The following is a 26,401-nucleotide window of genomic DNA, read 5'->3' as shown; positions in this document are numbered from 1 at the left end:
AACAAAAGCTTGCAACACAAGGGATCATGATGAAAAAGCTGACAGTAGTAGCATTGGCTCTTACCGCCGCCTTCCAGGCTCAAGCCGTTGAAGTGTACAAAAACGAGAGCACCCTGCTCGACCTCTACGGCCGCATCTACGCCGGCCAGTTCTTCGGCGAGAAGAAAGAGCTGGACGCCAACGGTGACATCAAAAACGAATACAGCGACAAGCAGGGGGCCAACCAGTTTGTCCGTCTGGGCGCCAAGGTAGAGAGCGAGATCAACCCGGGTCTCAAGGCGCTGGCCCAGTACGAACTGCAGATGTACATCAACGACAGCGAGAAGACCGTCAGCGAGAACTCCGACAACCTGCGTACCCGTCTGGCGTTCGCCGGTGTCGGCGCCAACTGGGGGACCGTCACCTTCGGTCGCCAGAAGGGGGCTCCTGGCTTCCTGGCGGACTGGACTGATGTCTCTCTCTCCGATGGTTACGGCAACGAGGCACTGGGCGCCAAGACCGACACCTTCGCCACCAACCGCGCCGGCTCCGTGCTGAAGTACTCCGGCCTGTTCAACGGTTTCCAGGTAGATACCAGCTACAAGTTCGATGGCGGTGACACCGAAGAGACCTCCAGCAAGGACAGCGATGCCGCCTACGGTGCCGCCGTGGCCTACACCTTCCCGTTCAACCTCTCCCTGGGGACCGCCTACAACGTGGGCATCCGCGACAAGAGCGGTGAAGAGGATGCCAAGCTGTGGCTGCTCTCCGCCAAGTACGACAACAAGGCCCTCTACGCCGCCCTGAGCTATGCCGACGGCAGCGACTTCCTGGCCACCGGCAAGGATCACACCGGCTGGGAAGGGGCGCTGGGTTACAACTTCGAGAGCGGCTTCGGCCTGATGGCCCTGTGGAACAAGCAGAAGGTGGAGCAGGCTGGCAAGTCTGACTACGACTCCATCGACTACTACACCCTGGGTGCCCAGTACAAGTTCAACAAGAACCTGCGCGTCATCGGCGAGTACCGCATCAACAACCTCGACAGCCATGACAGCGGCAAGCTCAATACCAAGGATGACTTCCAGCTGGCGGCCCGCTACGACTTCTAAGTCGGCAACCAACTGATGACACGGCGCGCAGAGCACTCTGCGCGCCGTTTTTTATTGCGTCAGGCCAGGGATTTGTACGCCGACACCAGCAACAGCATGGGGCGCTCCGCCTCCTCCGCCAGGGCCGGGTTGGCCGCAATCTGCGCCACCGTCGGCCCCCACTCCTCCACGCGGCGGATCTGGAACCCGGCGGCGACAAGGGCATTGAGGTAGGTGCCCAAGGTGCGGTGATACTTGATCACCCCGTCCGCCAGCCAGTTGCTGATACGCTTGCCCTCGGCCTGGTAGCCGTTGACGGGCCAGGAGCGGCGTCCCTCTGCATCCACCAGCCAGCCTTGCGGCTGCGGACAGGTGAAGATGGGGTGCTCCACCGAGAACACCAGGCTGCCGCCAGCCACCAGCGCACGGTGGATCTCCGCAAACAGCGGCGCCACCTCGGGCAGGTAGTGCAGCGCCAGGGAACTGTAGATGAGATCGAAAGGCTCATCGGACAGCGCAAGACCGTCCAGATCCCCCTGCCGATAGCGGATGGCCTCATCCCGGGTCAGCTCGGCGGCACGGGCCAGCATCTTCGCGGAGAGATCGATACCGACCACATCGGCAGCCCCGAGATCTCTGGCTGCCCGGCAGAACCAGCCATAGCCGCAGCCCAGATCCAGCACCCGCTTGCCGGCAAGATCCGGCAGCATGGCGTGCAGCGCCGGCCACTCCGGCGCCCCCGCCAGCCCGTGAAGGGAGCGTGGCAGTTGGGCATAGCCCTCAAAAAACCCTGGTTCGTCATAGATATTTTGTGACATTGCACTGTTTCCTCTGGAAGATGGTCAGCCTCTCTGGCCGACGACCCGGCCCTTGCCAAGCATACCCGTCGGTCATGACAGACCATAAAAAAAGCAGAGACCCGGGCGGGCCTCTGCTCTGTCTCGCACCCGCAGCCTGGCTGCGGGGCAACAAAAAAGGTCATAGACGAGGCAACGTCTATGGCCTTGGTTCAGTCGTGCGGCAAGGTCACGGCTCCCGCGAGGTAGCGAGATCCGGTCGTCACTGCACGATGAATGGATGGGAGGTCTGGGCCTCCACCGGCTCCGGACAATGCTTCATCGTGCGCATCTGTACGGAGTTCATTCGGGTCACTCGCTGATCCGAAGCATAAAGGGTCATGTCACTCACCCGGCCGGGCCGGTTCCATCAACACATTGAAAAATCTGGTGCCACTCCAGGGGACAGGAGTCTCAGAGGCAAGCCCGGCAGATCATGTTGCCGACTCTCTCACCCCAGCTTCTTATGCCAGAACATGGCCCGGCCCACCTCGGGATCGAGCTCATAACCCGCAAAGCCGCTGGCGCGATAGGCAGCCTGAGCCACCTTGTTCCCCTCCAGCACTTCCAGGGTCAGCTTGCAGCAACCGAGCTCCCGGGCGAGCCGCTCCGCCTCCGCCAACAGCTGCTTGCCGATGCCCTGGCCGCGATGATCCGGGTGCACCGCCAGGTCGTGGATATTGAGCAGCGGCTGACAGGCGAAGGTCGAAAAACCCTCGAAGCAGGTGGCAACGCCAGCGGGCTCCCCATCGACCCAGGCCAGCAGCACATGGGCACCGGGTCGCGCGGCCAGGGCTTCGGCCAGATTCGCCTTCACCTCGTCCGCCAGTGCACTGCCGCCCCCCATCTCGTCCCTGGCGTATTCGTCCAGCATCGCGATCAGCGCCTCGCCGTGGCGAGGGTTGTGCAGATCCGCCCTGATGATCTCGACCATGTTTATCTCCCTGTGTGTGCCGGATGGTGCGCCAAGGCGCGAGGCCACCATGGTAGCGTCCCCTCCGAACCGAACCAAGGTTCCCCCGGCCTTTTCCCCGAGGTTCCAGCCCCCTCAGTGCCTGCCCGCCAATGATCTCTTTTTCTTGCATCTTCTCCTTGCAAGGTAAATGAAAATCAATATCATTAGCAACCTCTCGCGATGAGAGAAATCAATAATTACAAATAAATCAACAAGTTCAGGCCGATTGGTCGACAAAGAGTCACACCCAGATGAACCATTCCAACCCCCCGCGCGCCTTGCTGGGCGTCGCCTTGCTGGCGGTTTGCACCAGCCCCCGTGCCGAAGACGAAACTCTGACCGTGGTCGGCAAACGCAGCCAACATGAAGAGGTCGCCACCGCGACCCGTACCGCCACCCCGGCCAAGCTCCCAGAGCATCGAGAGCGTCAAGGCAAGCAAGCTGACCGCCTTCGGCCAGCCCACCCTGAGTGAAGCCCTGACCGGCATCCCTGGCGTCAACGCCAGCGGCGACACCCGCTTTGACGGCGTCACCATCCGCGGTTTCAGCGCCAGCAATGACTTCTACCTCGACGGCCTGCGCGACGACATGCAATACACCCGCGACCTTGGCAACACCGAGCGAGTCGAAGTGCTCAAGGGCCCCGCCGCCGTGCTCTACGGCCGTGGCAGCACGGGCGGCATCGTCAACCGGGTCAGCAAGGTTCCCCAGAAGGGGCAGGCCTCCAGCGTCAGCGCCCAGGTCGGCAGCTTCGACAGCCGACGCTTCGCCGCCGATCTCAACGGCGAGGCAGGAGAGCGGGTACAGGTGCGCCTGAACCTGGCCCAGGAAGACAAAGACAGCTTTCGCGACGACGTGACCAGCAAGCGCACCCTGCTGGCCCCCTCCGTCAACTGGGAGATCACCGACACCCTGAACTGGCTGGTGCAATACGAGCGCAACGAGCACGATCGCACCCCGGATCGCGGCATTCCCGGCGTCGATGGTCGCCCGGCGGATGTCCCCATCGAGAGCGTCTACAGCGACACCCGCCGCGACTTCATCGACGATGTGGCCCAGTCCACCCGCTCCCGCTTCACCTGGGACATCAACGATCAGTGGCAACTGCGCCAGCAGCTCGGCTACACCACCCTCGACAGCCAGTTCGACAATACCTATGTCACCAGCGTCAAGGGTGACAAGGTGACCCGCGCCCGCTGGCAGCAGGATCTCAAGGCCAGCAGCCTCACCAGCAACACCGAGGCGGAAGGCCAGCTGCAAACCGGCCCCATCGCCCATCGTCTGCTGGTGGGCCTGGAGCAGGGCTGGCAGGATCGCACCCCCAAGCTCTACCAGAATGCCAACCCGATCCCGGCAGGCAACCTCTATGATCCGGGCTCCCTGCCCACCTACGACGGCGCCATGAAACTCTCCAGCGACGCCCATCACAGGGTGCGCGGCTATGGCCTCTACGTGCAGGATCAGCTCAGCCTGGGCGACTGGCACCTGCTGGCGGGTCTGCGCCGGGATGACTTCACCGTCACCAGCCGCCGCAACGACCTCGACAAGGAGGAGACCCTCTCGGTCACCAGCCTGAGCCCGCGCCTGGGCCTGGTGTGGAACCCCATCGAGGAGCACGCCTTCTACACCTCCTACAGCAAGACCTTCACCCCGGTGGGCGGGGAGCTTATCGGCATCACCCCGGGGGACAAGAACAACCAGCTGGATCCCCAGCACACCCAGCTCTATGAAGGGGGCGTGAAGAGCGACTGGCTGAACGGCCGCCTCGCCACCACCCTCTCCCTCTACCGGCTGGAGATGTACAACAAGCGCAGCAAGGATCCGCTGGATCCCACCCGAGTGATCCTCACCGGTCTGCAGCGCACCGACGGCATAGAGCTGAGCGCCCGCGCCCAGCTGACCGACGAGATCTATCTGCGCGGCGGCGTCGCCATCCAGGATGCCGAGCAGGTCAAGGCGGATGCGGACCTGCAAGGCAAGCGGCCGATGAACGTCTCCCGCCAGAACGGCCAGCTGTTCGCCGGCTACCAGAGCGGCAAGCAGGGCTGGTTCGGCGAGACCGGGGTGACGGCGGTGGGGGATCGCTTCGCCGACAACGCCAACACCACCACCTTGCCCGGTTACGCCCGCTTCGACGCCCGTGCCGGCTACCGCTGGCCCCAGTGGGAAGCCCAGCTGAGCGTGGAGAACCTGACCGATCACGACTACTTCGTCAGCGCCACCAGCGCGGCCCAGATCATGCCGGGCACGCCCCGTCAGCTGCACCTGACCGCCGCCTACCGTTTCTAATTCTCCCCTCCCCTGGCCAGCCTTTCGCTGGCCAGGCTCTCTGTGACACACGAGCAATGACACCCAGAAGACTCCCCCTGCACAACAACAAGTGGGTGCGCCGCATCCACGCCTGGGCCGGCTTTGCCACCCTCACCCTGATGCTGCTCTACGGCCTCACCGGCCTCTGGCTGCAACACAGGGCCGTGCTGCCCCTGCCCGGCCCCCACACCGGGAAATCCAGCGGACAGATAGTGCTGAGCACGCCGCTGGCCAGCCCGGATGAACTGAAAGCCCTGCTGCAACAGCGTTATGCAGACATGTTCGAGGAGGGGCGACCCCAGATCACCCCGCCCCAGACCCTGCCCACACCATCCGGCGCCCTCACCCTGCCGGCCCGCTGGGAGCTGCGCGGTGTCACCCTCAGCCAGAGCGTGGCCGCCAGCTATGTGGAAGGCACTCTGCTGGTGCGCACCGAGCTGCAGCAGGCCAACTTCGCTGCCAGCCTCAACCGGCTGCACCGTGGCATGGGCACCGGCCTGCCCTGGCAACTGGTGGGCGATCTGGCGGCCCTGGCCATGCTGCTGCTGGCCCTCACCAGCCTGCTGATGTGGAACAAGCTGCACGGCCCCGCCGGTCGCGGCATCGCCCTGCTGCTGCTGGGCGCCCTGGTCACCGTGCTGGTGGCCCTGCTCTAGCCCTTTTACCGACACCAAAACGGGATCCTGCTCCCGGCGGCGGTAACCTTGCCCGCACCTCGGGTAACAAAGGGTAACCGGCCGCCGATGGGGGTCACAGTTGGCGACCAGGCGGCTGGATAGGGAGCACCTGCGGCTGATAGGGTGCGCCCAGCTCCCGAACGCCACGAGGAATCATGCGCATCTCCAGCATCGAATGCGGGCGAGTGGTGGCCATCCTGGCCGTGATGACCATCCATCTCTCCCCTTTCAGCAACCCCTTCGACCCCGCCCTGTGGGACGGCACGCCCTACCCTCTGGTCGGGGCCGTCATCAACCAGCTCTGCCGCTTCGCGGTGCCGCTGTTCTTCCTGTGCGCCGGTTACTTCTTGCAACCCGCCCTCGCCGCGGGCCACCCGCTGACGGTCGCACTGCGCTACTGCCGACCCCTGCTGGGGCTCTGGCTGGCGTGGAGCCTGCTCTACGTGCTGATACCGTTCAACCCGCTCGCGGCGGTGAGCGAGGGCTACCTGCCCGCCATGGCGGGCCAGTGGCAGATGCAGCTCGGGGATCATCTCAACGTCTGGTGGGTGGGCGGCATGATCCACCTCTGGTTCCTGCCCGCCCTGATGGTGGCGGTGCTGATCCTGGGGCTCTGCCAGCAGGTCCGCCTGCCGAGGCTGGCCCTGCTGCTGGGGGCCCTGCTCTACGCCCTGGCCCTGATCGGCGGCTCCTATGGCTCGCTGCTCGGGGGCGAGTGGGCCCTGCTGACCCGCAACGGCCCCTTCTTCTCCCTGCTGTTCGTGGCGCTTGGCGCCGAGCTGCGCCTGCGTGCCTGGCAGCCGGACGCCAGGCGCTGCGCCCTGATGATGATGGTGGGGATGGGGCTCTACGCCCTGGAGGCCGCAGGGCTGCTGCGCGCTGCCGCCGTGCCCCTCAATCGCCACGACTACCTGCTGGGTTCGCTTCCCTGGGCGCTGGGGCTGTTCGGCCTGCTGCTGGCCAACCCCGGCTGGGGCCAGGGCAGCTGGCTCGAGCGCCAGGCCCCCAAGGTGCTCGGCCTCTACTGTCTGCACATGATGCTGGTGGTGTGGCTGATGATCTTCGGCCCCCAGGGCAAGCAGGTGTGGTGGGAACTCCTCAAGGTACCCGCGCTGCTGGCGCTCACTCTGCTCGGCTACCGACTGCTGGCGGCCACCGCCCTCAGCCGCTGGTTGCTGCGGGCTCGCTAGAAACAGGACCCTGACCAGCCAGCAGATCAACGTGGTTCAGCGCAAAATCGTGCATCTGTTGAAGCAGGGGGATCAGGGCGACGCCAAGGGGGCTCAGGCTGTACTCCACCCTGGGCGGTACGTCGGGGTAGAGGGTGCGGATGATGACACCGTCGCTCTCCAGCTCCTTGAGCTGGGCGGTGAGCACCTTCTGGCTCACCTCGGGCAGGCAGCGGCGCAGGTCGCCAAAACGCAGGGTCTGTTCGCGCAGATGAAACAGAATGGCCGGCTTCCATTTGCCGGTCAGCAGGCGCAATACCTGATAGGCGGGACAGGGCAGTGAGGGCACGGTATGGCTCGTGAGTGGTTACTTTGCGGTAACTATGCCACGAAAATGTGCCTTCTTGCAGCCAAGATGCTGGCTTCCTATGATGCGGATTCCGCCAATCAACGCCCACGAGAGGTTTATCATGCCCAGCCTGCTACAGATCCATTTCAACTTCCCCGCCCAGATGATGGGACCAGCCCTCACTGCTGCGGCCATGCCGCTGGCCGACTCCATCACCCGGGAGCCCGGCTTCATCTCCAAGATCTGGACCGAGAACCCGCGCACCGGCGAGGCGGGCGGCATCTATCTGTTCGAGGATGAGGGGAGCGCCCTCGCCTACGCCACCATGCATGAGCAGCGGGTGCTCGCCATGGGCGCCAGCGCGGTGCAGTACAAGGTGTTCGACGTCAACGAGCCCCTCAGCCGCGTCACCAAGGGCATCGCCTAGTCCGAGCGGGGCTCAGAACCTCAGGGTCAAGCCGATATTGGCCTGCCACTGGGTGATCAGCTCCCCTCGCACCCGAAAGGCGCAGATCTCGGGGTTGCAGAGAAACTGGCTGTCGTCGTTGACTAGGGCACCATAACCGCGCACCTCGGCCCGCACGGCCAGATGTTCGGTCAGGCGCGGCTGCACCCCGAGGGCCAGGGACATGGAAGGGGCCGTCTCGCTGTCGTAGGCATCGAAGCGGGTGACCCCGATCCCGGCACCGATATAGGGGGCCATCAGGTGGTCAGAAAGGGTCAGGGCCCCGGCAAACTGCAGGGTGTCCACCGTCAGCCTGTCGGGCAGTTCGGGGGACACCCGGGTCGACTGGTGGCTGTAGAGCAGCTCCACCATGCCGGGGTCATCCACCTCCCTGCTGATGAAGAGCCCCCAGCTGCCGGAGCGCTCCCCTTGCAGGGTGTCGATGTCGCTCCCGTGTGGCGTGGGGGCCGGCTCGTCCATGGCCCGAAAGTCGATGGCCGAGCTGTATCCCGCAAAGGGAGTCAGCTGCCAGCCCGTCGCCGGGGGCTCGGCTGCCCAGCCCGCCAGGGGCAGCAGCAGCCCCGGCACCATCCCCATCGCTCCTCTCATGTGCTCATCCTTTGGTGAAAGACCTGCGCAAAGCATATCAGAGCGCCCGTCTCCCACACTGGACGGGGGCTGTACCAGCCTCATTGCCCCGCTCCCGATGGAAAAATCTGTGCTCCCCGGGGTTATTCATCCGGGATTAACCTCGTCCCCGTAAGCTGGCGGCGCCACAGCAGTGGCATCAACAGACGAGGATCTCAGGAATGGTTGCCGCGCAACTCAACGACCCCCAAAGCACGCTCTCCGATACTCTGAGGGCCACCGCCCACGCCATCGAGGAGAGCCACATCAGCCTGCGCCAGATGCTGGCCCTGGTGGGCGAGCAGGGCATGCTGCTGTTTTGCGTGCTGCTCACGGTTCCCTTCCTGCTGCCGGTTTCCATTCCCGGCGTCAGCACCCCCTTTGGCCTGCTGATCCTCTTCATCGGCATCGGCATCACCCTCAACCGGGTGCCCTGGCTGCCCGCCTTCCTGATGGAGCGCCGCTTCGCCGCCGAGCACCTCAAGCCGACCCTGCACAAGGGGGCGGATCTGCTGGCCCGCATCGACCGCTTCATCCGCCCGCGCCTGCTCATCCTGACCGGCAGCGTGACCATCAACCGCTGCAACGGCCTGCTCATCATGCTGGCCGCCCTGCTGCTGATGCTGCCGCTGGGCGCCATTCCCTTCACCAACGCCATGCCCGCCTGGGCCATCCTGCTGCTGGCCATCGGCATGTTGCAGCGGGACGGGCTCTTCGTCGCCCTTGGCTATGCCCTGGTCGCTGCTACCCTGGTCTGGTTCAGCGCCCTGGCCATCGGCCTGCTGATGGCGGGGCAGAATATCTCGACCCTGTTCGGCTGATCTGACCCGGCCAAATGAAAGAGGGCGACCCCGGGTCGCCCTCTTTCCTGTTCACTGCGCCCCTCAGGGCGCCCCATCGTGGGCCACCCGGTTGCGCCCGCCCCGCTTGGCCCGATAGAGCCACTCGTCCACCCGGGCCAGCACGGTGCCAAGATCCTCTCCCGGCCGGATCAGGGTGGTGCCCAGACTCACGGTCACGGGGGCGGGATCCGGCGCCATGGCCGCCACTGCGGCGCGGATCCGCTCCGCCACCTTCAGCAATATCCCCTCGTCGATCTGCGGCAGCAGGATCAGAAACTCCTCGCCACCGCTGCGCACGAAGAGATCCTCCCCCCGCAACTGGGCGGAGACGCACTCGCAGACCCGGCACAAGACCTTGTCACCGGTCTGGTGGCCGAAGCGATCGTTGATCTGCTTGAAGTGATCGAGATCCAGCATGATGAGGCCGGTGAGATGCTGCCCCTGCACCTTATGGTGATACTGGTCGAAGAAGAAGTGGCGGTTGTAGAGGCCGGTGAGCTGATCCGTCTCCCCGAGCCGCTTGAGCCGCTGTTGCAGCTCGTGCTGGCGAGTGATGCTGCGGGTCATCCAGGCCACCGCCCGCTTCCCCTCATATAAAGAGGGCAAGGGCGCTATCTTGCCCTCGAAACGCTGCATTCCCTGGGGCCCGGCGTCGGCGTCGATGCCATCCACCTCGGCGGGGGAGAGGTCGTACTCCACCACCTGCACCTGGCCGCTGACGAGGGCCTGAGCCACCTGCGCCATCACCCACTGCGCCTTGTCCTCGGGCAGCACGTCCAGCAGTTGTCTGCCGATCAGCGGGTTGCCGTTCTGGTAGGACTGCTGCTCCATCCCGCCGATGTACTCGATGTAGTAGCCATCTTCGCTGAGGATGAAAACGGGATCCGGCAACTGGGCCATCACTTCGTAGAGTTGTGCCACTGAGAGCGCCATCCGAGCTCCTTGCTATCCGTGGGAGTGGGTCCCTGTACTCCTGTTATACAAGACTCATGGAGTATCGCACAGGGGCAGAAAGCTGCCTGCCGGGCGGGAAGGATGCGATCGGTGACGTGTTCACCGGACAAGCCTCCGGCAAAGTGAATGGTAGCAATCGGGGATGCTGTCAGAACCAGAGTTGTCAGACAGTCAGGAAGGTGTTTTTGCCTTCAGGCAGTGCGACATACCAACGCATGTGACGCCAGGGGAACCACAAGGGTATTCCCGCCCCCGGACAAGGGGGGCAGGGCCGGATCCCGGTCAAGTGGGATCCGGCGAGCCGGCATCAGCGGGCAGCGGATCGACTGGCATTCCAGAGCAGTTCGCCGCTCTTGAGATCCATCAGGCTCATGGCGAGCCGGCATCAGCGGGCCGCGGATCGACTGGCGTTCCAGAGCAGTTCGCCGCTCTTGAGATCCATCAGGCTCATGGCGAGCCGGTAGCGGCCCCCTTCAGAGAGGAGATCCCCGTAGAGCATGTAACCCGCCCCGGTCTGGCGACCCAGGCGCACCAGGGAGGCGGGGTTCATGCCCCCCTGCTGGTATTCGAGCTGACCCGTGATGGCCGCCACCTGACCCGGGTCTGCGAAACGAAAGCCGCTATTGGCCTGAATGCGCTGGATCATGGCCACCGCCAGGGGCTGGGTGCTGAAGGGCTCACCTGTACCGTTCTGGGGCGCCATCAGCAGCAGTACCGGGCTGCTGCCCGCCAGCGCCTGCACATCGGCGGCCTTCAGGAAGTCATCGGCCAGGGCGACCGCCAGCCCCGTCGGTGCCACGGGTTTGGGAGCAGGCACCGGCTCGGCCTTGTCAGGCTCGGCCACGGGTTTCTCTGGTTTGGTCACCGGCTTGTCCGGCTCGCCGACCGGCGCAGGCGTCCCCCCATAGGGATTGACCGCACATCCGCCCAGCAGCAGGGCACCCACCATCAACAAGGAACGCAGCTTCATCTTTTCTCTCCGCCAGAAGTGTGCAAGGCGCACTTCGTCCATCATCCATTTTGACGGAGCCAGACTCCGCCGCCCCTCCATGCTAGAGACAAACCCGCCCCGGGTCGATGCGCACATGGGCAGGGGGCGACAGAGACTGGCGAACAGACAGTGCCAGAGAATGCCTCGAATCAAATGAGGCCTGAGCGCAACACCGCCGTTGTGACCATATTGCGCTACTGAATAGCGAAGAACACCAGGTGATAGAGAGAGGCGGCGATCAACCCACCAACACCTACCCAAGGGATATACCTTCCCTTGTCGAAGGGAAAAATGGCTTCACCAAACAAGATGGCGGCGTAGGACAAGACCGGCAGATATTGCCCCAGACGCCCTTGATGGATGGAGCTACCGACGAGATCAGAAGGAAAAAGGTAATAGAGGGCAAGATACAGGAGCATCAAGAATGACCCACATACAAAACGCCTCTCTGCAAAGCGCCCCCAACCCGACAAGAGGTAGCTACCTGCAACAAGCCCAACAACCAATAACATCATGATCAATGCCTATCTCTTCATGCTCGGCATCACGCGACACAGGGCGATATGACTCTCATTTTTCAGCTTTTAATTTGATCATCGGTTGCATAAATGATATCCAATTTGGCCTCATTCATGTCCGATAAAGCAGGAGAGTATCATGGGGATAGCTACATGTCCGATCAAAGGACTGACATTGAGCTCCCGTTCAATCGATGCCCTGGAGCAAATGGACCAGCTTGTAGACAGCGCCAATCAACTGGCTGTCGCCGTTTCCGCCACACCGCTTTATACGATTTTCAGCGACCCGAGAAGTGCCAAGGACGTTGCCTACAACATCAGTGATTACGATTGGGAGTTGTATGGCCAGGCGATGGAAGGCATCCCCAATATCCTGCGCCACAAACTGAATCAGGTTGTTGAACCCATGGCATGGTCTTCAGCAGGTAAAGAATCCCAGTTCTGGAAATGTGTCCATGCCTCATACAACAAGTAAATTTGCCCTTCTGCTGCTCTTCGCCTGCCAAGGCGCCATGGCGCTGTCACTGCACGATCTGGACCCGGCATTTGAGCGGTGCGAAGCCATCAAGTCGCAACACGGCACCACTCTGCCCACGAAAAGCGACCCCTTCTGGTCACTGGAGAGGGAACAACAAGTGACCGTGCTTATCTATCTTCATGAGAAAAGCATGGAGCGCTGCACCGCAGCAGAGGTCGATGCGCTGGCGCTCAAAGCGTTCCATCAGGCGGTAGAGGGAGACCGCACCTTTCTCGACACCTTGATCAAGGCGAGGACTACCACCCTGACGCCAGCCCAGCAAACCCAGTTGCAGCAGATGGGGCAGGCGGAGCTGGACAGGCTGGCAGGCATGAAGGAATTTGCTCAGCCATTCTCACTGACCGCTTACCTCAAGCAACTGGGCAGCGCCACGCCCTGACAAGAGAAGTAGTACCGTAGGTCACTATGTCTGCATGGGTGATAAGGTGCGGATTATGTCGGACATGAACATCGGCAACGGGTCGCCCGGCAGGCGGCCACCCTGCTGTGTGGCTTTGGTTTGCAGCAGTTGGGTCTATTTCGACTGGAGAGCGTGATGGGGGTTGGCAACATCGCCAACAAAGCTGTTGCCATCGCTGTAGGGGCTACCTTTGAGTGTCGGGCGAGGAACCGCATATTCCTCCATGGTCAGCCTCTTGATGCGCATATTTATACCCTTGTTACCGCAGGCAAAATTTCTTAACGGAGATAACCCTACAGGATTATCTGAGGTGAGTGATGATCATCGTAATTTAGATCTCAGCCCTACAGATTGAATTTCGGCCCCCAATAAAAAGGGAGAATACCTCAGAATCCACATTCCATCATTTCGCATAGACGATCTAGAAGGTGCACCACCTCACATTAAAAGGCTCAAATGCTTCAGCTTACGAATCGTTAAAGCTACACTGCCACAAGACAATTTTGAATGCATAATAGACAATCATTGAATCGGGGTGTTTATGAAAATAAGTAAGTCCCTTTCTTCTTTGTTCCTGTTTCTTCAAGAAAAAGAAAAAAATGGAGTCCCTTTCTCCCTAGAAGATGTTCTTTCTGCGACAGGATGGAAAGCAACAACATTCAGAACTTATTGGATAAAAGGTCAGCTAGCAGACTTCATCAGTGAAACTCCTGATGGTTTATATGATGCATCTAACTGCCAAAATATATCAGAAGTAGAGTTTTCAAAATTGCTATCCCAATCCAAAAACAGGAGGGGACTAGGTCACAACTGCAGATCAAAGTTAGCCAAAGCATTATTGGCAAAATCACAAGACAACATGCTCCTTGCCTTGGAGTTATACAACAGACCATCCTTAGAAAACAAGATGGATGCTTTCTCAATGTGTTTTTGCACAGCGTGGGAGCAATTTTTAAAAGCTGCACTAATAGAAAGAGATGGTGAAAAATCTATCTTTAGAACTAAGACTAAAGGATTCAAAGAAACTATATCCTTACGAGAGTGCTTAGAAAGGTATTATCCTTCCAACTCTAAGATAAGAAAAAATATAGAGCAGGTTGCTTATTTTAGAGATCAGGCTGTTCATCTACTTATGCCTGAGATACAAGGAATTATTTCCAGAGTATTTCAGTCTGGCGTCCTTAACCGCGAATTCAACTTCGAAGTGCGACACTCGCCTATGCCGCCTGACGGTACTCTTCGAATACCTTGACAGGCTGCCTGAATCCGAGACATTTCCGAGGTCGTAGGTTGAGCCACTGCTCCGCTCTCCTGACATCCTCGTCCGTGACCTCTCTCAGGTCTGTTCCCTTTGGGATAAACTGCCTCAACAGCCCATTGCTGTTCTCGTTCAGACCGCGCTCCCACGAAGAGTAAGGGTGCGCAAAGTAAGTCTCGGCACCCAGCGCTTCCTCTATCGCCTTGTGTTCGGCAAACTCGCCGCCGTTGTCAAAGGTGATGGTATGCACCTGCTCGATGTAGGGCGTTAACATCTCGATTATCGCATCCCGCACCACCCCAGCCTGTTTGCTCGCGACCCGCTTGACCAGATAGAGCCGGCTCTTGCGCTCCACCAGGGTGACCAGTGCACCTGTGCCTTGCTTGCCCAGCACCGTGTCCGCCTCCCAATCACCGAGCCGCTCCCGGCTATCGACGATAGCCGGCCGTTCATCAATAGAGCGGGCTTCCTTGATGGGAGAACGCAGGCTGCTCGCCCCCTTGCGGTAGCGCTTGTGGCCCTGGCGCAGATGGCGGTACAACTGGCCACCCCGGGCTTTGTCGGCGGCCACATGGCGGTATATCCACTCGTGACTCACCATGAGGCCTATCTGCTTGCCCACCGCGCTTATCTGCTCCGGGCTCCACCACCAGGCGAGTGTCAGCTCGACAAACTGGATGACATCGGCAGATAGCCGAGATTTGGCCGCACTGGCCCGTCGGTGGGTGGCGTGCTGATGCGCATTGTCTGGCTGGTAGCCCTGCGGCCCGGCGTTACGACGCAGCTCCCGGTAGAGGGTGGAGCGATGAACGCCAATGGCGCGTGCGGTGGCAAGGATGGACATCCCCTGTGCGCGAAGCACCGATAACTGGTATCGTTGCCCCTCGGTCAACTGCTGATAGCTCATGGTGATACTGCTTTTACTTTGGCGAGCATAAGGGTACCACCAATCAGCAGTTGGCCACCTCTCGCCATTCATCCATGAGTGTCGCACTTATTATCTGAATTCCCGAACTACACTTCACAATTCGAAAGTTTCACTGAGGTGTCATTTATAAATAATAGCCACACGGGCATGATCTCTTTAGTTGGTGAGTTTAAATCACCACCTATATCCATAATGAAATCAACTTATGGTGACATAGCTGATGACATCCTAGAATTAGCAACGTCTATCGAGAATGAGGTAAATCAAAGCAATGACATTGAGTTTGCCATCCCACTTAATGTAAAACTTATATTTGCTACCGATGATGCTCAAGGGAATACAATAGCATTAACCAGAGCTGAGGATGGCATTGAAGCCCTCAGGCAAGCACTAATAATAGAAAAACCAACCGACAGAGAAAAGACCCACCCGTTCTTACAGAAGGATGCAATCAATGAAATAAACTCTCGCCTACAAGACAGATATGATGAAGCGATTCTTAAAAAGCATTTATCACATCACAATAAAACAGGAGCCCCACTAATAAATAAAAATTGTTTCGATGCTGTCGCATTCAAGAATTCGTGGAAGTCATGCAACAACAAGTTCCATTACAAAAATGCAAACCCAGAACTACACTATTACTCCATTGAACTAGTTGAAGAATTTATCAAAAAAATAATGGAACACTGTGACTATTTAATAAATGCCAAGAGGAGCTATAACCTCGCAAGAAAACAAAAAAATTAACAATCTGTACAGGTCTAGTTTGTTCAGATCTAGTTATCACCTGCATTCCCCTTGAGGTTATGGTGGGCCCGGTATTTGTTCCCCCTCCAATCCGCCGAGGGGAAGGGGCAAGGTAAGGAGCGCCATCAGGGATGATGGCGCAGACGCAGCCGGCACAGGGATGTGCCGTCTGCGGCGGTCCGTCCGACCTTGCACCTGACCCGAGGGAAACCGCGTAGCGGTCGGATTGGCGGGGGTGGCCTTTCTTTTGGTGACTTTTCTTTGGCCACGCAAAGAAAAGTTACTCGCCCAAGCCCGAAGGGCGGGCGAAACCCCTTCGAGGCCGACGGCCTCGCGTCCTGCACGGCAAGGCCGTGCCATTCCCCCATCACACGGAGCGGACGATTACGCCTGACGGTTAATCGACCCTACGGCTAGTCACCTCGACAAACTCCGCGAACGTCTGATTACGCTTCGCTAATCAAACCTACGACGGCACGGCGACGCCGTGCCATCAGACTTGCCGCAGGCAGCGGAGTCCGGCCGCCATGCCGGGGGGGCTGCCCAGCAAAGGGGGGGCGTGGCCGCCCCTATCGGCCCAGGAAGGGTTCCCAGTCCTTGAACACCGGCTGCAACCCCGCCTGCCGCACCGCGGCGGCTACTTCCCCCACCGGGCGGTCGTCGTGGATGGCGAACTGCTCCAGCTCCTCTTTATCCCCCTCGGCATAGCCACCCGGCTGGGTGCGCGACTCGGCCGACATCTGGGTGATGCCAAGACGCACCGCGCCGTTACGGAAGGTGGCCGACTCGCGGGTGGAGAGGGACAAGTCCAGGGTCGGCGAGAAGAGGCGCCAGGCGCAGATAAGCTGGGCCAGCTGGCGATCCGACATGACCACGGCAGGCTCCAACCCCCCGGTGCAGGGGCGCAGGCGCGGGAAGGAGAGGGAGTAGCGGCTCTGCCAGTGGTGGCGCTCAAGCCAGCTCAGATGCTCGGCGACAAAGTAGCTGTCGGCACGCCAGTCCGCAGAGAGACCGATCAGCGCCCCCAGCCCGATCTTGTCGATACCGGCACGGCCGAGCCGATCCGGCGTGGCGAGGCGCCATGCGATGTCCTGCTTGTTGCCGCGCAGGTGATGGCGGGCATAGGTGGGGGCGTGGTAGGTCTCCTGATAGACCATGACGGCATCGAGGCCGAGGGTTTTCAGCTCGGCGTATTCGTCTTGGGAGAGGGGCTGCACCTCCATCCCCACCGTGCTGAAGTGACGGCGGATGATGGGCAACACCTGCCGAAAATAGGCGAGCCCCACCTTGTGCTCGTGCTCGCCGGTCACCAGCAGCACGCTGTCAAAACCGCGCGCCTTGATGGCCAGACACTCGCGCTCAATCTCCTCGCTATTCAAGGTCTTGCGCTTCAAGCGGTTGCTCATGGAGAAGCCGCAGTAGGTGCAGTCGTTGGCACAGAGGTTCGACAGATAGAGCGGCACATAGAAGCCGATGGTGTTGCCAAAGCGCTGGCGGGTCAGGCGCTCGGCCTCGGCCGCCATCTGCGGCAAATACGCCTCGGCAGCTGGCGAGATCAGCGCCATAAAGTCCGCCAGGGTGCGGCGGGAGGTAGTCAGCGCCCGCTCTACATCGGCGGCGGTCTTGGCGCGGATCTGCATGCCGATATCGTCCCACTCCAGCTCCTGCCATCTATCGAGAAAACTCTCCGACTTTCTCTCAACCCCCTCCCGGCCTCCCCCTTCACAAGGGGGAGGTGTTAATCCGCCCCCCCGCTCTCCTACTTCACAAGAGGGCGGAGTCGACACTCCCTCCCCTGGCAAGGGGAGGGTCGGGGTGGGGTCATTGGCATGCTGACTCATAACGCCCCCAGAAAATCGGTAAGCGGGCTGGAGGCTTGCGCCTGCAGGGCACGGGCGCCGAGACCTGCTTCATAGGCGCTGCGCCCGGCAGTGCAGGCCAGCGCAAAGGCGCGGCCCATGGCGACCGGGTCGCCGCTCACCGCAATGGCGGTGTTGACCAGCACGGCGTCGGCCCCCAGCTCAAAGGCGGCGGCGGCGTGGCTGGGGGCACCTATGCCCGCATCCACCACCACGGGCACATTGGCTTGCTCGACGATGATGGAGAGAAACTCCCGGGTCACCAGCCCCTGATTGGAGCCGATGGGGGCGCCCAGCGGCATCACGGCGGCGCAACCCACCTCTTCGAGCCGCTTGCACAGCACGGGGTCGGCACCGCAGTAGGGCAGCACCACAAAGCCCTCTTTCACCAGCTGCTCGGCGGCTTTGAGCGTCTCGATGGGATCGGGCAAGAGGTAGCGCGGATCGGGGTGGATCTCGAGCTTGAGCCAGTTCGTCCCCAGCGCCTCGCGGGCGAGGTGGGCGGCAAATACCGCCTCGGCGGCGGTCTTGGCCCCCGAGGTGTTGGGCAGCAGCTTGACCCCGAGTTGCCGAAGGGGCGTGAGGATATCGTCGTGGGCCTTGCCCGGTTCGAGCCGCTTGATGGCCATGGTCACCAGCTGGGAGCCGCTTGCCTCGATGGCGGCGGCCATCAGTTCCGGGCGGGCAAACTTGCCGGTGCCGGTGAAGAGGCGCGAAGAGAAGGTGTGATCGGCAATCTTGAGCATGTCAGCCTCCCGCCACAGTGGTAAGAAGAGATGAAGTGCCGCCGCAAGGCAGAACACGCGAAGATGGGACTGCGAGCATCATGGGTCAGCCTCCGGCAATGGCGGTGAAGAGGTGGAGTTCGTCCCCGTCATTGAGACGGGTCTCGGCCCAGCGGCTACGGGGCAGCACGGCGCCGTTAAGGGCCACCGCTACCCCCTGAGGGGGAATCTCCTGCACCGCCAGCAGCTCGGTCAGGCGCTGGCCGGTGGGCAGCGTCAGCTCGATATCGTTCAATCGGATCTTCATGGTTAATTCTCCAGGGCCGGGTGGGTGCTGCCGCAGACCGGGCAATCGGGATCGGGGGCCAGCGTGAGGGTCTGCCACTGATGGGTCAGGGCATCAAACCGGCGCAATGTGCCCGCCACCGGGCTCGGCATCCCGAGCAGCAGTTTCAGTGCCTCCAGCGCCTGCAAAGAGCCCATCACCCCCACCAGCGGGCCGGTGACGCCGCTGGTCTCGCAGCTTTCCCTGATCTCGGTATCCAGCGGATAGAGGCAGGCGTAGCAGGCGTGATCACTGCTGGTGCGCACCATCAGCTGCCCCTGCCAGCCCACTGCGGCGGCACAGATCCAGGGCTTGCCCTGGGCCACGCAGGCGGCGTTGATGGCCTGGCGGGTGGCGAGGTTGTCGCAGCAGTCGATCACCAGATCCACCTCGGCCACAAACGCCGGCAGGCTGGCGGCATCGAGCCGCTGGTTGATGGCGATCAGCTCCACCAGCGGGTTGTGGGCAGCCAATCGCTCGCGGGCCAGCTCCGCCTTGGAGTGGTTGACCGCCTCGCTATCGAACAGGATCTGGCGCGGCAGGTTGCTGGAATCCACCGTATCGCCATCGGCCAGCCACAAGGTGCCCACACCAGCCCCGGCCAGATAGAGGGCGAGCGGCGAGCCGAGCCCGCCGAGGCCCACGATCAGCACGGACTTATCTTTCAGCCGCGCCTGACCGGCTTCCCCTATCTCCGCCAGCATCAGCTGGCGGCCGTATCTCAGATACTCTTTGTCACTAAGAGAAGCGGCATCAGAGCGCATGTTCTGCCTCCCGTATCACGCAGGCCGAGCGCGGTTCATCCCCCGCCCCCACGGCAGCGAGCAGCCGCTCGGTCGCGCCCTGCCAGTCATCGCTCGCCGTGATGGCCGAGACCAGCGCAATGCTGCCGACCCCGCTTGCCTTGACCGCCGCCACCCGCTCCTCGCTGATGCCACCGATGGCCACCGTGGGCCAGTCGCACATCAGGGCGCGGTAGTGGTGCAGCCGCGCCAGCCCCTGGGGGCGCGAAGGCATCGCTTTGGTGTTGGTCGGGAAGATATGGCCCAGCGCGATATAGGAGGGGGCCAGCTCGCGGGCCCGCATCAGCTCGAAGTAGCCGTGGGTGGAGATGCCAAGACGCAGCCCCGCCGCCTGAATGGCGGCGAGATCGGCGGTCTCCATATCCTCCTGCCCCAGATGCACGCCCCAGGCGCCCGCCTCGATGGCTTGCTGCCAGTAGTCGTTGATAAAGAGCCGCGCCCCATGGCGGCGACCGAGCGCTACCGCATCACGAATGGCCGGCGCCACCTCTGTGGCGGGCAGATTCTTGATCCGCAGCTGGATGGTCTTGACCCCGGCCCCCAGCAGGCGTTTGAGCCACTTGACCGAGTCCACCACCGGATAGAGGCCGAGGTGGTGCTCGGTCGGCGCAAAGGGGCCCTGCGGCAGACGGGCGCTGCTCGCTTCCATCCCTTCAACAGAAAAGAGGCCAAAGCGGCGATCGAGCGGTGAGCCCGCCAGCACGGCACGGGGGAAGTGGGCAAGATCAGCAGGCCAGCCGAGATGGGCGATGGGCCCCGGGCCTGCCCCCACCCCCTGCGCCGCCGCCAGCCCCTGTTGCAGGTAGGCACGCGCCAGGGTGATGGCGTCCTCCACCGGATAGTCCTGCGCCACCACGGCGGCGATGGCGCTGGCGTAAGCGCAGCCGGTGCCGTGGCCGTGGCGGGTATCGAGGCGCGGCGCGGCGAGCCAGAATTCGCGGGTCTCATCCTGGTAGTAGTCGAGGCAGAGATCCCCGCCCCATTCAAGGTGGCCCCCCTTGACCAGCACGGCGCGAGCGCCGAGTTCGCGCAGCCGCCGGGCGGCGAGGCGCACCAGCTCGGGACTGGTGGCGGGCAGGCCGGTCAGGGCTTCCAGCTCGGGACCATTGGGGGTGATCAAGGAGAGGCGCGGCAGCAGGTGCTCGCGCACCGCCACCAGCATGCCGGGCTCCGCCATGGGGGTGCCGGTGCTGGCGATGGCCACCGGGTCGTAGACCACGAAGGGAGCCTCGACGGTCGACAACCTGCGTGCCAGCACCTCCACATGCAGCCGGGTCGGCAGCAGGCCTATCTTGATGGCGGCGGGTGGCAGATCCAGCCCCAGGGCATCGATCTGGGCGGCGAAGGTCTGCATCAGCACGGGGTCGACCATCTTCACCGCCACCGAGTTCTGGGCCGTGATGGCGGAGATGACGGAGCAGCCGTGCACGCCGAGGTCATGCATCGTGTGCAAGTCGGCCTGAATGCCGGCCCCGCCGCCGGAGTCGGACCCGGCGATGGTCCAGACCACGGGGCGGGCCTGCGTCACAGGCGACAGTTCGGCGGGGCTGACAGCCCCGCGCTCGCTGCTCACGCCTCCTCCCCTGCGGCCTGCTTCAGGGTCGCCGCCTGATGGTAGATCTCGCCGCCGGTCTCCTTGAAGGTTTCCGCCATGCGGGCCATGCCGCTCTCCACCTCGGCCACCACCCGCTCCTGCTGACCGTCCATGCCGACCAGCTTGATCTCCACGGCTTCCAGTTTCGCCGCATAATCGCGCACGTCCTGGGTGATCTTCATGGAGCAGAACTTGGGCCCGCACATGGAGCAGAAGTGTGCCACTTTGCCGGACTCCTGAGGCAGGGTCTCGTCGTGGTAGGCGCGGGCGGTGTCGGGATCCAGGGCCAGGTTGAACTGATCCTCCCAGCGGAACTCGAAGCGCGCCTTGGACATGGCGTTGTCGCGGATCTGGGCGCCCGGGTGGCCTTTGGCCAGATCGGCGGCGTGGGCTGCGATCTTGTAGGTAATCAGCCCCTGCTTCACGTCCTCCTTGTTGGGCAGGCCCAGGTGCTCCTTGGGGGTCACGTAGCAGAGCATGGCGCAGCCGTACCAGCCGATGAGCGCGGCGCCGATGCCGGAGGTGAAGTGATCGTACCCTGGGGCAATGTCGGTGGTGAGCGGGCCCAGGGTATAGAAGGGCGCCTCGTGGCAGTGCTCCAGCTGCTCGGTCATGTTGCGCTCGATCATGTGCATGGGTACGTGGCCGGGGCCCTCGATCATCACCTGCACGTCGTACTCCCACGCAATCTTGGTGAGCTCGCCCAGGGTGCGCAGCTCGGCGAACTGGGCCTCGTCGTTGGCGTCATAGACGGAGCCCGGACGCAGACCGTCACCCAGCGACAAGCTCACGTCGTAGGCGGCGCAGATCTCGCAGATCTCGCGGAAGTGCTCGTAGAGGAAGTTCTCCTTGTGGTGCGACAGGCACCACTTGGCCATGATGCTGCCACCGCGCGAAACGATGCCGGTGAGGCGCTTGGCGGTCATCGGCACGAAGCGCAGCAAGACGCCGGCGTGGATGGTGAAGTAGTCCACCCCCTGCTCGGCCTGCTCCAGCAGGGTGTCGCGGAACAGCTCCCAGGTGAGGTCTTCGGCGATGCCGTTGGTCTTCTCCAGCGCCTGATAGATGGGCACGGTACCGATGGGCACCGGGCTGTTGCGCAGGATCCACTCGCGGGTCTCGTGGATGTAGCGGCCGGTGGAGAGATCCATCACGGTGTCGGCGCCCCAGCGGGTGGACCACACCAGCTTCTCCACTTCCTCTTCGATGCTGGAGGTGACCGCCGAGTTGCCGATGTTGGCGTTGATCTTCACCAGGAAGTTGCGGCCGATGATCATGGGCTCCGCTTCCGGGTGGTTGATGTTGCTGGGGATGATGGCGCGACCGGCGGCCACCTCATCGCGCACGAACTCGGGGGTGATGTTCTGGGGCAGTCTGGCGCCAAAGCCCTGACCCGGGTGCTGGGTGCGCAAGAGTTCTGAGCGCACCCGCTCGCGGCCCATGTTCTCGCGCAGGGCGATAAATTCCATCTCGGGGGTGACGATGCCTTGGCGGGCATAGTGCAGCTGGGTGACCCGGCGGCCCGGCTTGGCACGGCGGGCGCTCGGCAGATGTTCGAAGCGCAGGTGATCCAGCCCCTCGTCCGCCAGCCGCTCCTGAGTGAAGGTGGAGCTCAGCCCGTCCAGCGCGTCGGTGTCAGCACGCTCCAGCACCCAGGCTTCGCGCAGGCGCGGCAGACCGCGGCGCACGTCGATGGGGGCGGCCTCTTCCCCATAGGGGCCCGAGGTATCGTAAACCGGCACCGGCTCGTTGGGCTCGAACTGGGGAGCTTCCTTGGTGCCGCCGACGAAGGTGTCGGCCAGCTGGATCTCCCGCAGAGGCACCCGGATATCGGCGCGGGAGCCTTCGATAAAGATGCGGCGGGAGTTGGGGTGAGCCATCCCTTTCAAGTTGTCGATAAAGGTCTGGGCGCTGGAGCGCTGCTCGCGGCGGCTGGATTTGGTGGTATCAGATACATTGGTAGACATAGCAAAACTCACATTAACTGGTTGAAGTTATGGGTGTTTGCTTGTCTGGAGTTCGAGGAGAAGATGAACTTGCGGCGGGGTGTGCTCGGGGGAGTGAGTCGGGCATGGATCTTCCCTGCTCTGCCGTCCCGGTGTTTTCCTAGTCTGGAAACCCGGCGCCCTAAGGACAACCGGACAGGACAACCTCCCCCTGTGCGCCTGTGCCAGCCAGAGGCGGTCTGCCTCCAGCTGACGGGAAGGTGTACCTTCCCCGGCGCGGTAACCCGCAAGTTACCCTTGTTTCCCTTCGCAGGTCTTAACCTGATCAGGTTCCACGGATCCCGAATTAACGGTCTCAGCTTAGCGTCGTTCGACGGTCAGCACTCCGACAAGATGTGCGCCAGTATAAGTGGGGAAATTTAAAGTACAAGCCATTAACAAGGGGAAAGGGAGAGAGGTCTCACTCTTCGGCGTCGAGGGGATCCTCGGGGTCAGGAATGAGGATATCGGTGAGGCGGCCCTCTTCATCCCGGCTCAGCACCAGGCGGCGACCCGGTTGCAGATCGGCGGCGCTGCCGTTGATCCAGCGAGTGTCAGCATCAAACACCAGCACGCCGAGATCCTGTAGCAGCAATGCCTGCTGATTATGGGTGAGCAGTCGATCCTCCGCCCGCCGCCAGCTGGCCCCGAGTGCCGGATCCGGCGCCCCGTCGAGCACCCGGATCGTCTCGGCGACGCCGTAGCGGCTCTGGATCGCGAGGTGCATGCCGGGCACGAGCCCGTCCGGCAGCGCCACGCCGTGCAGTTCGGCACTGCCGAGCTCCAGCTCAGCCCCCTGGAATTGCAGGCGCACCCCGTCGTTGTGCTCCAGCTCCACCAGCCAGAGCTCGGCGTCGTCGGCAAGGGTGCAGAAGGGCAACAGCAGCAGGCAGAGTGCGGTTCGGGTCATGGCAGGCGGTCCGGGGTCACAGGGTGAGGTTTAACTATGGCCCCGGACGGGCAATTTTTCCCGGTCCGCCCTGACCGGTCAGTCATCCTCCCGGCACTGGCTCAGGCGCATGCCGTCAAACTTGCACTCCAGCTCCAGCCAGCGTCCCTCGAACGGGGAGAGGCTCCCATCCGAGGTGACATAACCCCAGATCCGTCCCCCTTCCACCGGCCCTTCCAGTTCCATCTCGTCCTCCTCTTCCAGCGCCTCCACCTCGCGAACGAGCCGCCGCGCCCCTGCCGCCGTCTCCTGCACGACCCCTTCCAGATCGACCCAGGTCCCGCCGAGATCGTCCTCATCCAGGCCATCCTTGAAGCGGGTGCGCTCATCGATCACGAAGGGAATGCCGTTGACCATCAACTGGCCAAGCTGCCAGGTGGTGCGGCCCGTGAGCTTGAACTCGGCCGCCTGCACCAGACCAAAAGGCAATAGAATCAATAACCAGAAGGCGCAGAGAGACTTCTTCATCGGGGATCCTCGGGGTTACACTGGCACACAGGATGACCCATCCGGTGTGAAATGGCCGTGAAATAGCGGCACAGACCAGGAGATCAGAGCATGAAAATACTGGTGGTGGAAGACAGTCCCCAGGTGGCGGAGACCATCATGGACTATCTGGCGCTGGCCGGGCACAGGGTGGATTGCGCCTATCATGGCCAGGCCGCGCTGCAACTGCTGGCCCAGGAGCGCTTCGACGTCATCATCATGGACGTCATGATGCCGCGCCTCGACGGCCTGCGTACCGTGGAGCGGCTGCGTGCGGACGGCATCGCGACCCCGGTGCTCTTTCTCACCGCCCGTGACAGCCTGGAGGACAAGCTGGCAGGCTTTCGGGCGGGGGGCGACGACTATCTGGTCAAGCCGTTCGCCATGGAGGAGCTGGAGGTGCGCCTGGAGGCCCTCAGCCTGCGTGGCCCCAGAGGGGACATGGGCGTGCTCTGCTTTGGCGATCTGACGGTGGATCCCGCCAGCGGCCGCGCCACCCGCGCCGGGGTCGAGCTCAAACTCGGCAAGATCCCGTTCCAGATCCTCACCCTGCTGGTGAGGCGCGCCCCCCAGCTGGTGACGCGCCAGGAGGTGCTCGACACCGTCTGGGGCGACGAGGAGCCCGACTCCGACGCCCTGCGCAGCCACATCTATGCCCTGCGCAGCGCCCTCGACAAGCCCTTCCCCACCCCCATGCTGGAGACCCTGCACGGCCAGGGCTATCGGCTGGTGACCCCATGACGAACCCGACGCCGCCCCTTGCCTCCGGCCTGCCGAGCCTGCGCCGGCGCCTGGTGCTGGCGCTGGGAGGGGCCGGTCTGCTGCTGCTGGTGATCCTGAGCCTGCTGATGGTGGTGGCCGAGAACAAGATGGAGGAGCTGAGCCTGCGCCACTGGCTGGAGGCGGAGGCAACCCGCTATGACGACGACTGGTTGCGCCTCGGCATGGCTGCCCCCGCCCCCAGCCCGCGCCAGTTCTCCAGCTACTGGACAGAGGCGGGCCGCCTGCCCGCCTGGCTCAAGGCCTACCAGAGCCCCGGCTTCTTCGAGCATCAGCTGGGCCGGGAGGACAAGCACTTCCTGGTACGCGCCCACCCCTCGGGTCAGGGGCTGCTCTATCTGGTGTTCAACGACGATGCGGACGACTACCTCGACCCTTACGAAGCCAAGCTGCATCTGGTGACCCGCCTCATCGGTCTGGCCCTGCTGCTGGGGAGCCTCGCCTTCGGCATCTGGCTGGTGCGTCACATCACCAGGCCGCTGGAGCGGCTGCGCCAGCGAGTCGCCCACCTGACCCCGGATCGGGGGGACTTCGTGCCCGATGCCCCCTGGCAGGAGCTGCGAGAGATAGAGCAGGCGCTGCTGGCGGGCAAGCACGAGGTAGCCGCCGTGTTTGCCCGTGAACAGGAGTTCAGCCGCTTTGCCAGCCACGAGCTGCGCACCCCCAACATGGTGATCCAGGGATCCGCGGCCCTGCTCGGCAAGGTGAATGACCTGCCCGCCCCGGCAGCCCGCGCCGTCAGCCGCATCCGCGCCGCCGCCGACGAGATGGCCCTGCTCACCGAAACCTTCCTGCTGCTGGGACGCAAGGAGGCCGTGGAGCGCCCGCCCCAGCAGGTGGCGCCGCTCATTCGCCGGGAACTGACCCGCCTCGCCCCCCTGCTGCAACGGGAGACGCTGGACATTCGCCTGCAACTGGACGAGGAGAGCGAGGTGCAGGCTCCCCTCTCCCTGCTCGCCATCGCCCTCGGCAACCTCTTGAAAAACGCCCTGAGCTACGCCGAGGGGCACATCGAGATCACCCTGCACGAGCAGGTGCTCACCATCAGCAACCCCACCGCCGCCGCGCCGGATCAGATCCTCGGCTACGGCTGCGGTCTCACCATCATCCAGCGCATCTGCGAGAAGCTGGGCTGGCAGATTGAGACCCATCTGGTGGAGGGGGTCTTCAGCGCCCGGCTGGTGATGATCCCCGGCGCCCCCGGGGCGGCATAACCCCCTCATTCCCGGCCCTTCTTCCCGGCTGTTCAACACAGTGGGAGAAGGGAGACACTTCCCGGCA

General features: G+C 62.7%; 27 protein-coding genes, 2 pseudogenes and 1 riboswitch. Of the genes and pseudogenes, 13 read left to right on the top strand and 16 right to left on the bottom strand.

Annotated elements, in window-relative coordinates:
- Positions 1-29 precede the first annotated feature (29 nt).
- Positions 30-1,088 (top strand): porin, encoded by a 1,059-nt coding sequence (locus tag C3F36_RS12295; RefSeq protein WP_029313567.1) that lies wholly within the window; start codon positions 30-32, stop codon positions 1,086-1,088.
- Positions 1,089-1,147: 59 nt separating this feature from the next.
- Here C3F36_RS12295 and C3F36_RS12290 read toward each other — a convergent pair whose 3' ends face one another.
- The gene (locus C3F36_RS12290; protein ID WP_104455148.1) at positions 1,148-1,885 is read right to left on the bottom strand and encodes a class I SAM-dependent methyltransferase; all 738 of its coding nucleotides are present in this window, start codon (positions 1,883-1,885) and stop codon (positions 1,148-1,150) included.
- 469 nt (positions 1,886-2,354) lie between these two features.
- Positions 2,355-2,837, bottom strand: coding sequence for a GNAT family N-acetyltransferase (locus tag C3F36_RS12285; protein WP_104455147.1), 483 nt, complete (start codon positions 2,835-2,837; stop codon positions 2,355-2,357).
- Between the two features lie 272 nt (positions 2,838-3,109).
- Between C3F36_RS12285 and C3F36_RS12280 the strand changes: the two are divergent.
- From C3F36_RS12280 to C3F36_RS12270, 3 genes and pseudogenes are all read left to right on the top strand, one after another.
- Positions 3,110-5,147 (top strand): annotated as a pseudogene (locus tag C3F36_RS12280) (TonB-dependent receptor).
- A 56-nt stretch (positions 5,148-5,203) separates the two neighbouring features.
- On the top strand, positions 5,204-5,824 hold the full coding sequence (locus tag C3F36_RS12275) for a PepSY-associated TM helix domain-containing protein (protein WP_104455146.1): 621 nt from the start codon (positions 5,204-5,206) through the stop codon (positions 5,822-5,824).
- Positions 5,825-6,000: 176 nt separating this feature from the next.
- Positions 6,001-7,035: an acyltransferase gene (locus tag C3F36_RS12270; RefSeq protein ID WP_104455145.1), complete on the top strand. Its 1,035-nt coding sequence runs from the start codon at positions 6,001-6,003 to the stop codon at positions 7,033-7,035.
- On the opposite strand, the gene C3F36_RS12265 is transcribed toward C3F36_RS12270, so the two are convergent.
- The gene (locus C3F36_RS12265; protein WP_042015355.1) at positions 7,007-7,363 is read right to left on the bottom strand and encodes a winged helix-turn-helix transcriptional regulator; all 357 of its coding nucleotides are present in this window, start codon (positions 7,361-7,363) and stop codon (positions 7,007-7,009) included. The genes C3F36_RS12270 and C3F36_RS12265 overlap by 29 nt on opposite strands.
- A gap of 121 nt (positions 7,364-7,484) precedes the next feature.
- On the opposite strand from C3F36_RS12265, the gene C3F36_RS12260 reads away from it, so the two are divergent.
- Entirely contained in the window at positions 7,485-7,790 is a 306-nt protein-coding gene (locus tag C3F36_RS12260; protein WP_041212361.1) for a monooxygenase, read from the top strand.
- A gap of 12 nt (positions 7,791-7,802) precedes the next feature.
- Here the strand turns inward: C3F36_RS12260 and C3F36_RS12255 are convergent, their stop codons facing one another.
- A complete protein-coding gene (locus tag C3F36_RS12255; protein WP_039040459.1) occupies positions 7,803-8,417 on the bottom strand; it encodes an outer membrane beta-barrel protein in 615 nt (204 codons plus the stop codon).
- 200 nt (positions 8,418-8,617) lie between these two features.
- Between C3F36_RS12255 and C3F36_RS12250 the strand changes: the two genes are divergently transcribed.
- Positions 8,618-9,256, top strand: coding sequence for an exopolysaccharide biosynthesis protein (locus tag C3F36_RS12250; RefSeq protein ID WP_010672675.1), 639 nt, complete (start codon positions 8,618-8,620; stop codon positions 9,254-9,256).
- A gap of 63 nt (positions 9,257-9,319) precedes the next feature.
- On the opposite strand, the gene C3F36_RS12245 is transcribed toward C3F36_RS12250, so the two are convergent.
- The 3 genes from C3F36_RS12245 to C3F36_RS12235 all read right to left on the bottom strand — a co-directional run bounded on the left by C3F36_RS12245 (position 9,320) and on the right by C3F36_RS12235 (position 11,737).
- On the bottom strand, positions 9,320-10,210 hold the full coding sequence (locus tag C3F36_RS12245) for a sensor domain-containing diguanylate cyclase (protein WP_104455144.1): 891 nt from the start codon (positions 10,208-10,210) through the stop codon (positions 9,320-9,322).
- Between the two features lie 406 nt (positions 10,211-10,616).
- Positions 10,617-11,201 carry a hypothetical protein gene (locus C3F36_RS12240; protein WP_010672673.1) on the bottom strand — a complete coding sequence of 195 codons (585 nt, stop codon included), beginning with the start codon at positions 11,199-11,201 and terminating at the stop codon, positions 10,617-10,619.
- Between the two features lie 215 nt (positions 11,202-11,416).
- Positions 11,417-11,737: a hypothetical protein gene (locus tag C3F36_RS12235; RefSeq protein ID WP_104453191.1), complete on the bottom strand. Its 321-nt coding sequence runs from the start codon at positions 11,735-11,737 to the stop codon at positions 11,417-11,419.
- Between the two features lie 142 nt (positions 11,738-11,879).
- On the opposite strand from C3F36_RS12235, the gene C3F36_RS12230 reads away from it, so the two are divergent.
- The 4 genes and pseudogenes from C3F36_RS12230 (at position 11,880) to C3F36_RS12215 (ending at position 13,930) form a co-directional block, all read left to right on the top strand.
- Positions 11,880-12,215 (top strand): hypothetical protein, encoded by a 336-nt coding sequence (locus tag C3F36_RS12230; protein ID WP_104451985.1) that lies wholly within the window; start codon positions 11,880-11,882, stop codon positions 12,213-12,215.
- On the top strand, positions 12,196-12,657 hold the full coding sequence (locus C3F36_RS12225; RefSeq protein ID WP_233759649.1) for a hypothetical protein: 462 nt from the start codon (positions 12,196-12,198) through the stop codon (positions 12,655-12,657). Before C3F36_RS12230 ends, C3F36_RS12225 begins: the two co-directional genes overlap by 20 nt.
- 81 nt (positions 12,658-12,738) lie before the next feature.
- Positions 12,739-12,960, top strand: a pseudogene (locus C3F36_RS23840) (GNAT family N-acetyltransferase); the annotation flags it as partial.
- Between the two features lie 259 nt (positions 12,961-13,219).
- The gene (locus C3F36_RS12215; protein WP_104455142.1) at positions 13,220-13,930 is read left to right on the top strand and encodes a DUF3644 domain-containing protein; all 711 of its coding nucleotides are present in this window, start codon (positions 13,220-13,222) and stop codon (positions 13,928-13,930) included.
- On the opposite strand, the gene C3F36_RS12210 is transcribed toward C3F36_RS12215, so the two are convergent.
- Positions 13,896-14,843, bottom strand: a complete 948-nt coding sequence (locus C3F36_RS12210) for an IS30-like element ISAs2 family transposase (protein ID WP_019706001.1) — start codon at positions 14,841-14,843, stop codon at positions 13,896-13,898. The genes C3F36_RS12215 and C3F36_RS12210 overlap by 35 nt on opposite strands.
- Positions 14,844-14,981: 138 nt before the next feature.
- Between C3F36_RS12210 and C3F36_RS23305 the strand changes: the two genes are divergently transcribed.
- Entirely contained in the window at positions 14,982-15,614 is a 633-nt protein-coding gene (locus tag C3F36_RS23305; protein WP_199769578.1) for a hypothetical protein, read from the top strand.
- A gap of 569 nt (positions 15,615-16,183) precedes the next feature.
- Here the strand turns inward: C3F36_RS23305 and thiH are convergent.
- The 8 genes from thiH to C3F36_RS12170 form a co-directional block, all read right to left on the bottom strand.
- On the bottom strand, positions 16,184-17,455 hold the full coding sequence (thiH, locus tag C3F36_RS12205; protein WP_104455141.1) for a 2-iminoacetate synthase ThiH: 1,272 nt from the start codon (positions 17,453-17,455) through the stop codon (positions 16,184-16,186).
- Positions 17,452-18,219 carry a thiazole synthase gene (locus C3F36_RS12200; protein WP_045522913.1) on the bottom strand — a complete coding sequence of 256 codons (768 nt, stop codon included), beginning with the start codon at positions 18,217-18,219 and terminating at the stop codon, positions 17,452-17,454. Before C3F36_RS12200 ends, thiH begins: the two co-directional genes overlap by 4 nt.
- A gap of 85 nt (positions 18,220-18,304) precedes the next feature.
- Complete coding sequence (thiS, locus tag C3F36_RS12195) at positions 18,305-18,505, bottom strand: sulfur carrier protein ThiS (protein ID WP_041212233.1); 201 nt, start codon at positions 18,503-18,505, stop codon at positions 18,305-18,307.
- A 2-nt stretch (positions 18,506-18,507) separates the two neighbouring features.
- Positions 18,508-19,287, bottom strand: a complete 780-nt coding sequence (locus tag C3F36_RS12190) for a HesA/MoeB/ThiF family protein (RefSeq protein ID WP_104455140.1) — start codon at positions 19,285-19,287, stop codon at positions 18,508-18,510.
- The gene (gene thiE / locus C3F36_RS12185; RefSeq protein ID WP_104455139.1) at positions 19,277-20,899 is read right to left on the bottom strand and encodes a thiamine phosphate synthase; all 1,623 of its coding nucleotides are present in this window, start codon (positions 20,897-20,899) and stop codon (positions 19,277-19,279) included. Before thiE ends, C3F36_RS12190 begins: the two co-directional genes overlap by 11 nt.
- A complete protein-coding gene (thiC, locus tag C3F36_RS12180; RefSeq protein ID WP_104451991.1) occupies positions 20,896-22,887 on the bottom strand; it encodes a phosphomethylpyrimidine synthase ThiC in 1,992 nt (663 codons plus the stop codon). Before thiC ends, thiE begins: the two co-directional genes overlap by 4 nt.
- A gap of 263 nt (positions 22,888-23,150) precedes the next feature.
- Positions 23,151-23,264: riboswitch (TPP riboswitch) on the bottom strand.
- A gap of 62 nt (positions 23,265-23,326) precedes the next feature.
- Positions 23,327-23,815 (bottom strand): hypothetical protein, encoded by a 489-nt coding sequence (locus C3F36_RS12175; RefSeq protein WP_104451992.1) that lies wholly within the window; start codon positions 23,813-23,815, stop codon positions 23,327-23,329.
- A 78-nt stretch (positions 23,816-23,893) separates the two neighbouring features.
- Positions 23,894-24,322 (bottom strand): hypothetical protein, encoded by a 429-nt coding sequence (locus C3F36_RS12170; protein WP_029313554.1) that lies wholly within the window; start codon positions 24,320-24,322, stop codon positions 23,894-23,896.
- Between the two features lie 90 nt (positions 24,323-24,412).
- Between C3F36_RS12170 and C3F36_RS12165 the strand changes: the two genes are divergently transcribed.
- Positions 24,413-25,081 (top strand): response regulator transcription factor, encoded by a 669-nt coding sequence (locus tag C3F36_RS12165; protein ID WP_104451993.1) that lies wholly within the window; start codon positions 24,413-24,415, stop codon positions 25,079-25,081.
- Positions 25,078-26,334: a sensor histidine kinase gene (locus C3F36_RS12160; RefSeq protein WP_104451994.1), complete on the top strand. Its 1,257-nt coding sequence runs from the start codon at positions 25,078-25,080 to the stop codon at positions 26,332-26,334. The genes C3F36_RS12165 and C3F36_RS12160 overlap by 4 nt, the downstream gene beginning before the upstream one ends.
- Positions 26,335-26,401 lie beyond the last annotated feature (67 nt).

The organism is Aeromonas sp. ASNIH2 (assembly GCF_002934795.1).
Lineage (GTDB): Bacteria > Pseudomonadota > Gammaproteobacteria > Enterobacterales > Aeromonadaceae > Aeromonas > Aeromonas caviae.
This window is presented reverse-complemented; position numbering and strand designations above follow the sequence as displayed.

Bases quoted from the DNA above. Each gene is read 5' to 3' on its own strand.
- C3F36_RS12240 (WP_010672673.1), bottom strand. From the start codon at position 11,201: ATGAAGCTGCGTTCCTTGTTGATGGTGGGTGCCCTGCTGCTGGGCGGA.
- C3F36_RS12235 (WP_104453191.1), bottom strand. From the start codon at position 11,737: ATGATGTTATTGGTTGTTGGGCTTGTTGCAGGTAGCTACCTCTTGTCG.
- C3F36_RS12230 (WP_104451985.1), top strand. From the start codon at position 11,880: ATGGGGATAGCTACATGTCCGATCAAAGGACTGACATTGAGCTCCCGT.
- C3F36_RS12190 (WP_104455140.1), bottom strand. From the start codon at position 19,287: ATGCGCTCTGATGCCGCTTCTCTTAGTGACAAAGAGTATCTGAGATAC.
- C3F36_RS12285 (WP_104455147.1), bottom strand. From the start codon at position 2,837: ATGGTCGAGATCATCAGGGCGGATCTGCACAACCCTCGCCACGGCGAG.
- C3F36_RS12275 (WP_104455146.1), top strand. From the start codon at position 5,204: ATGACACCCAGAAGACTCCCCCTGCACAACAACAAGTGGGTGCGCCGC.
- C3F36_RS12295 (WP_029313567.1), top strand. From the start codon at position 30: ATGAAAAAGCTGACAGTAGTAGCATTGGCTCTTACCGCCGCCTTCCAG.
- C3F36_RS12165 (WP_104451993.1), top strand. From the start codon at position 24,413: ATGAAAATACTGGTGGTGGAAGACAGTCCCCAGGTGGCGGAGACCATC.
- C3F36_RS12255 (WP_039040459.1), bottom strand. From the start codon at position 8,417: ATGAGAGGAGCGATGGGGATGGTGCCGGGGCTGCTGCTGCCCCTGGCG.
- C3F36_RS12290 (WP_104455148.1), bottom strand. From the start codon at position 1,885: ATGTCACAAAATATCTATGACGAACCAGGGTTTTTTGAGGGCTATGCC.
- thiH (WP_104455141.1), bottom strand. From the start codon at position 17,455: ATGAGTCAGCATGCCAATGACCCCACCCCGACCCTCCCCTTGCCAGGG.
- C3F36_RS12225 (WP_233759649.1), top strand. From the start codon at position 12,196: ATGCCTCATACAACAAGTAAATTTGCCCTTCTGCTGCTCTTCGCCTGC.
- thiS (WP_041212233.1), bottom strand. From the start codon at position 18,505: ATGAAGATCCGATTGAACGATATCGAGCTGACGCTGCCCACCGGCCAG.
- C3F36_RS12175 (WP_104451992.1), bottom strand. From the start codon at position 23,815: ATGACCCGAACCGCACTCTGCCTGCTGCTGTTGCCCTTCTGCACCCTT.
- C3F36_RS12210 (WP_019706001.1), bottom strand. From the start codon at position 14,843: ATGAGCTATCAGCAGTTGACCGAGGGGCAACGATACCAGTTATCGGTG.
- C3F36_RS12245 (WP_104455144.1), bottom strand. From the start codon at position 10,210: ATGGCGCTCTCAGTGGCACAACTCTACGAAGTGATGGCCCAGTTGCCG.
- C3F36_RS12260 (WP_041212361.1), top strand. From the start codon at position 7,485: ATGCCCAGCCTGCTACAGATCCATTTCAACTTCCCCGCCCAGATGATG.
- thiC (WP_104451991.1), bottom strand. From the start codon at position 22,887: ATGTCTACCAATGTATCTGATACCACCAAATCCAGCCGCCGCGAGCAG.
- C3F36_RS12170 (WP_029313554.1), bottom strand. From the start codon at position 24,322: ATGAAGAAGTCTCTCTGCGCCTTCTGGTTATTGATTCTATTGCCTTTT.
- C3F36_RS12215 (WP_104455142.1), top strand. From the start codon at position 13,220: ATGAAAATAAGTAAGTCCCTTTCTTCTTTGTTCCTGTTTCTTCAAGAA.
- C3F36_RS12270 (WP_104455145.1), top strand. From the start codon at position 6,001: ATGCGCATCTCCAGCATCGAATGCGGGCGAGTGGTGGCCATCCTGGCC.
- C3F36_RS12250 (WP_010672675.1), top strand. From the start codon at position 8,618: ATGGTTGCCGCGCAACTCAACGACCCCCAAAGCACGCTCTCCGATACT.
- C3F36_RS12200 (WP_045522913.1), bottom strand. From the start codon at position 18,219: ATGCTCAAGATTGCCGATCACACCTTCTCTTCGCGCCTCTTCACCGGC.
- C3F36_RS12160 (WP_104451994.1), top strand. From the start codon at position 25,078: ATGACGAACCCGACGCCGCCCCTTGCCTCCGGCCTGCCGAGCCTGCGC.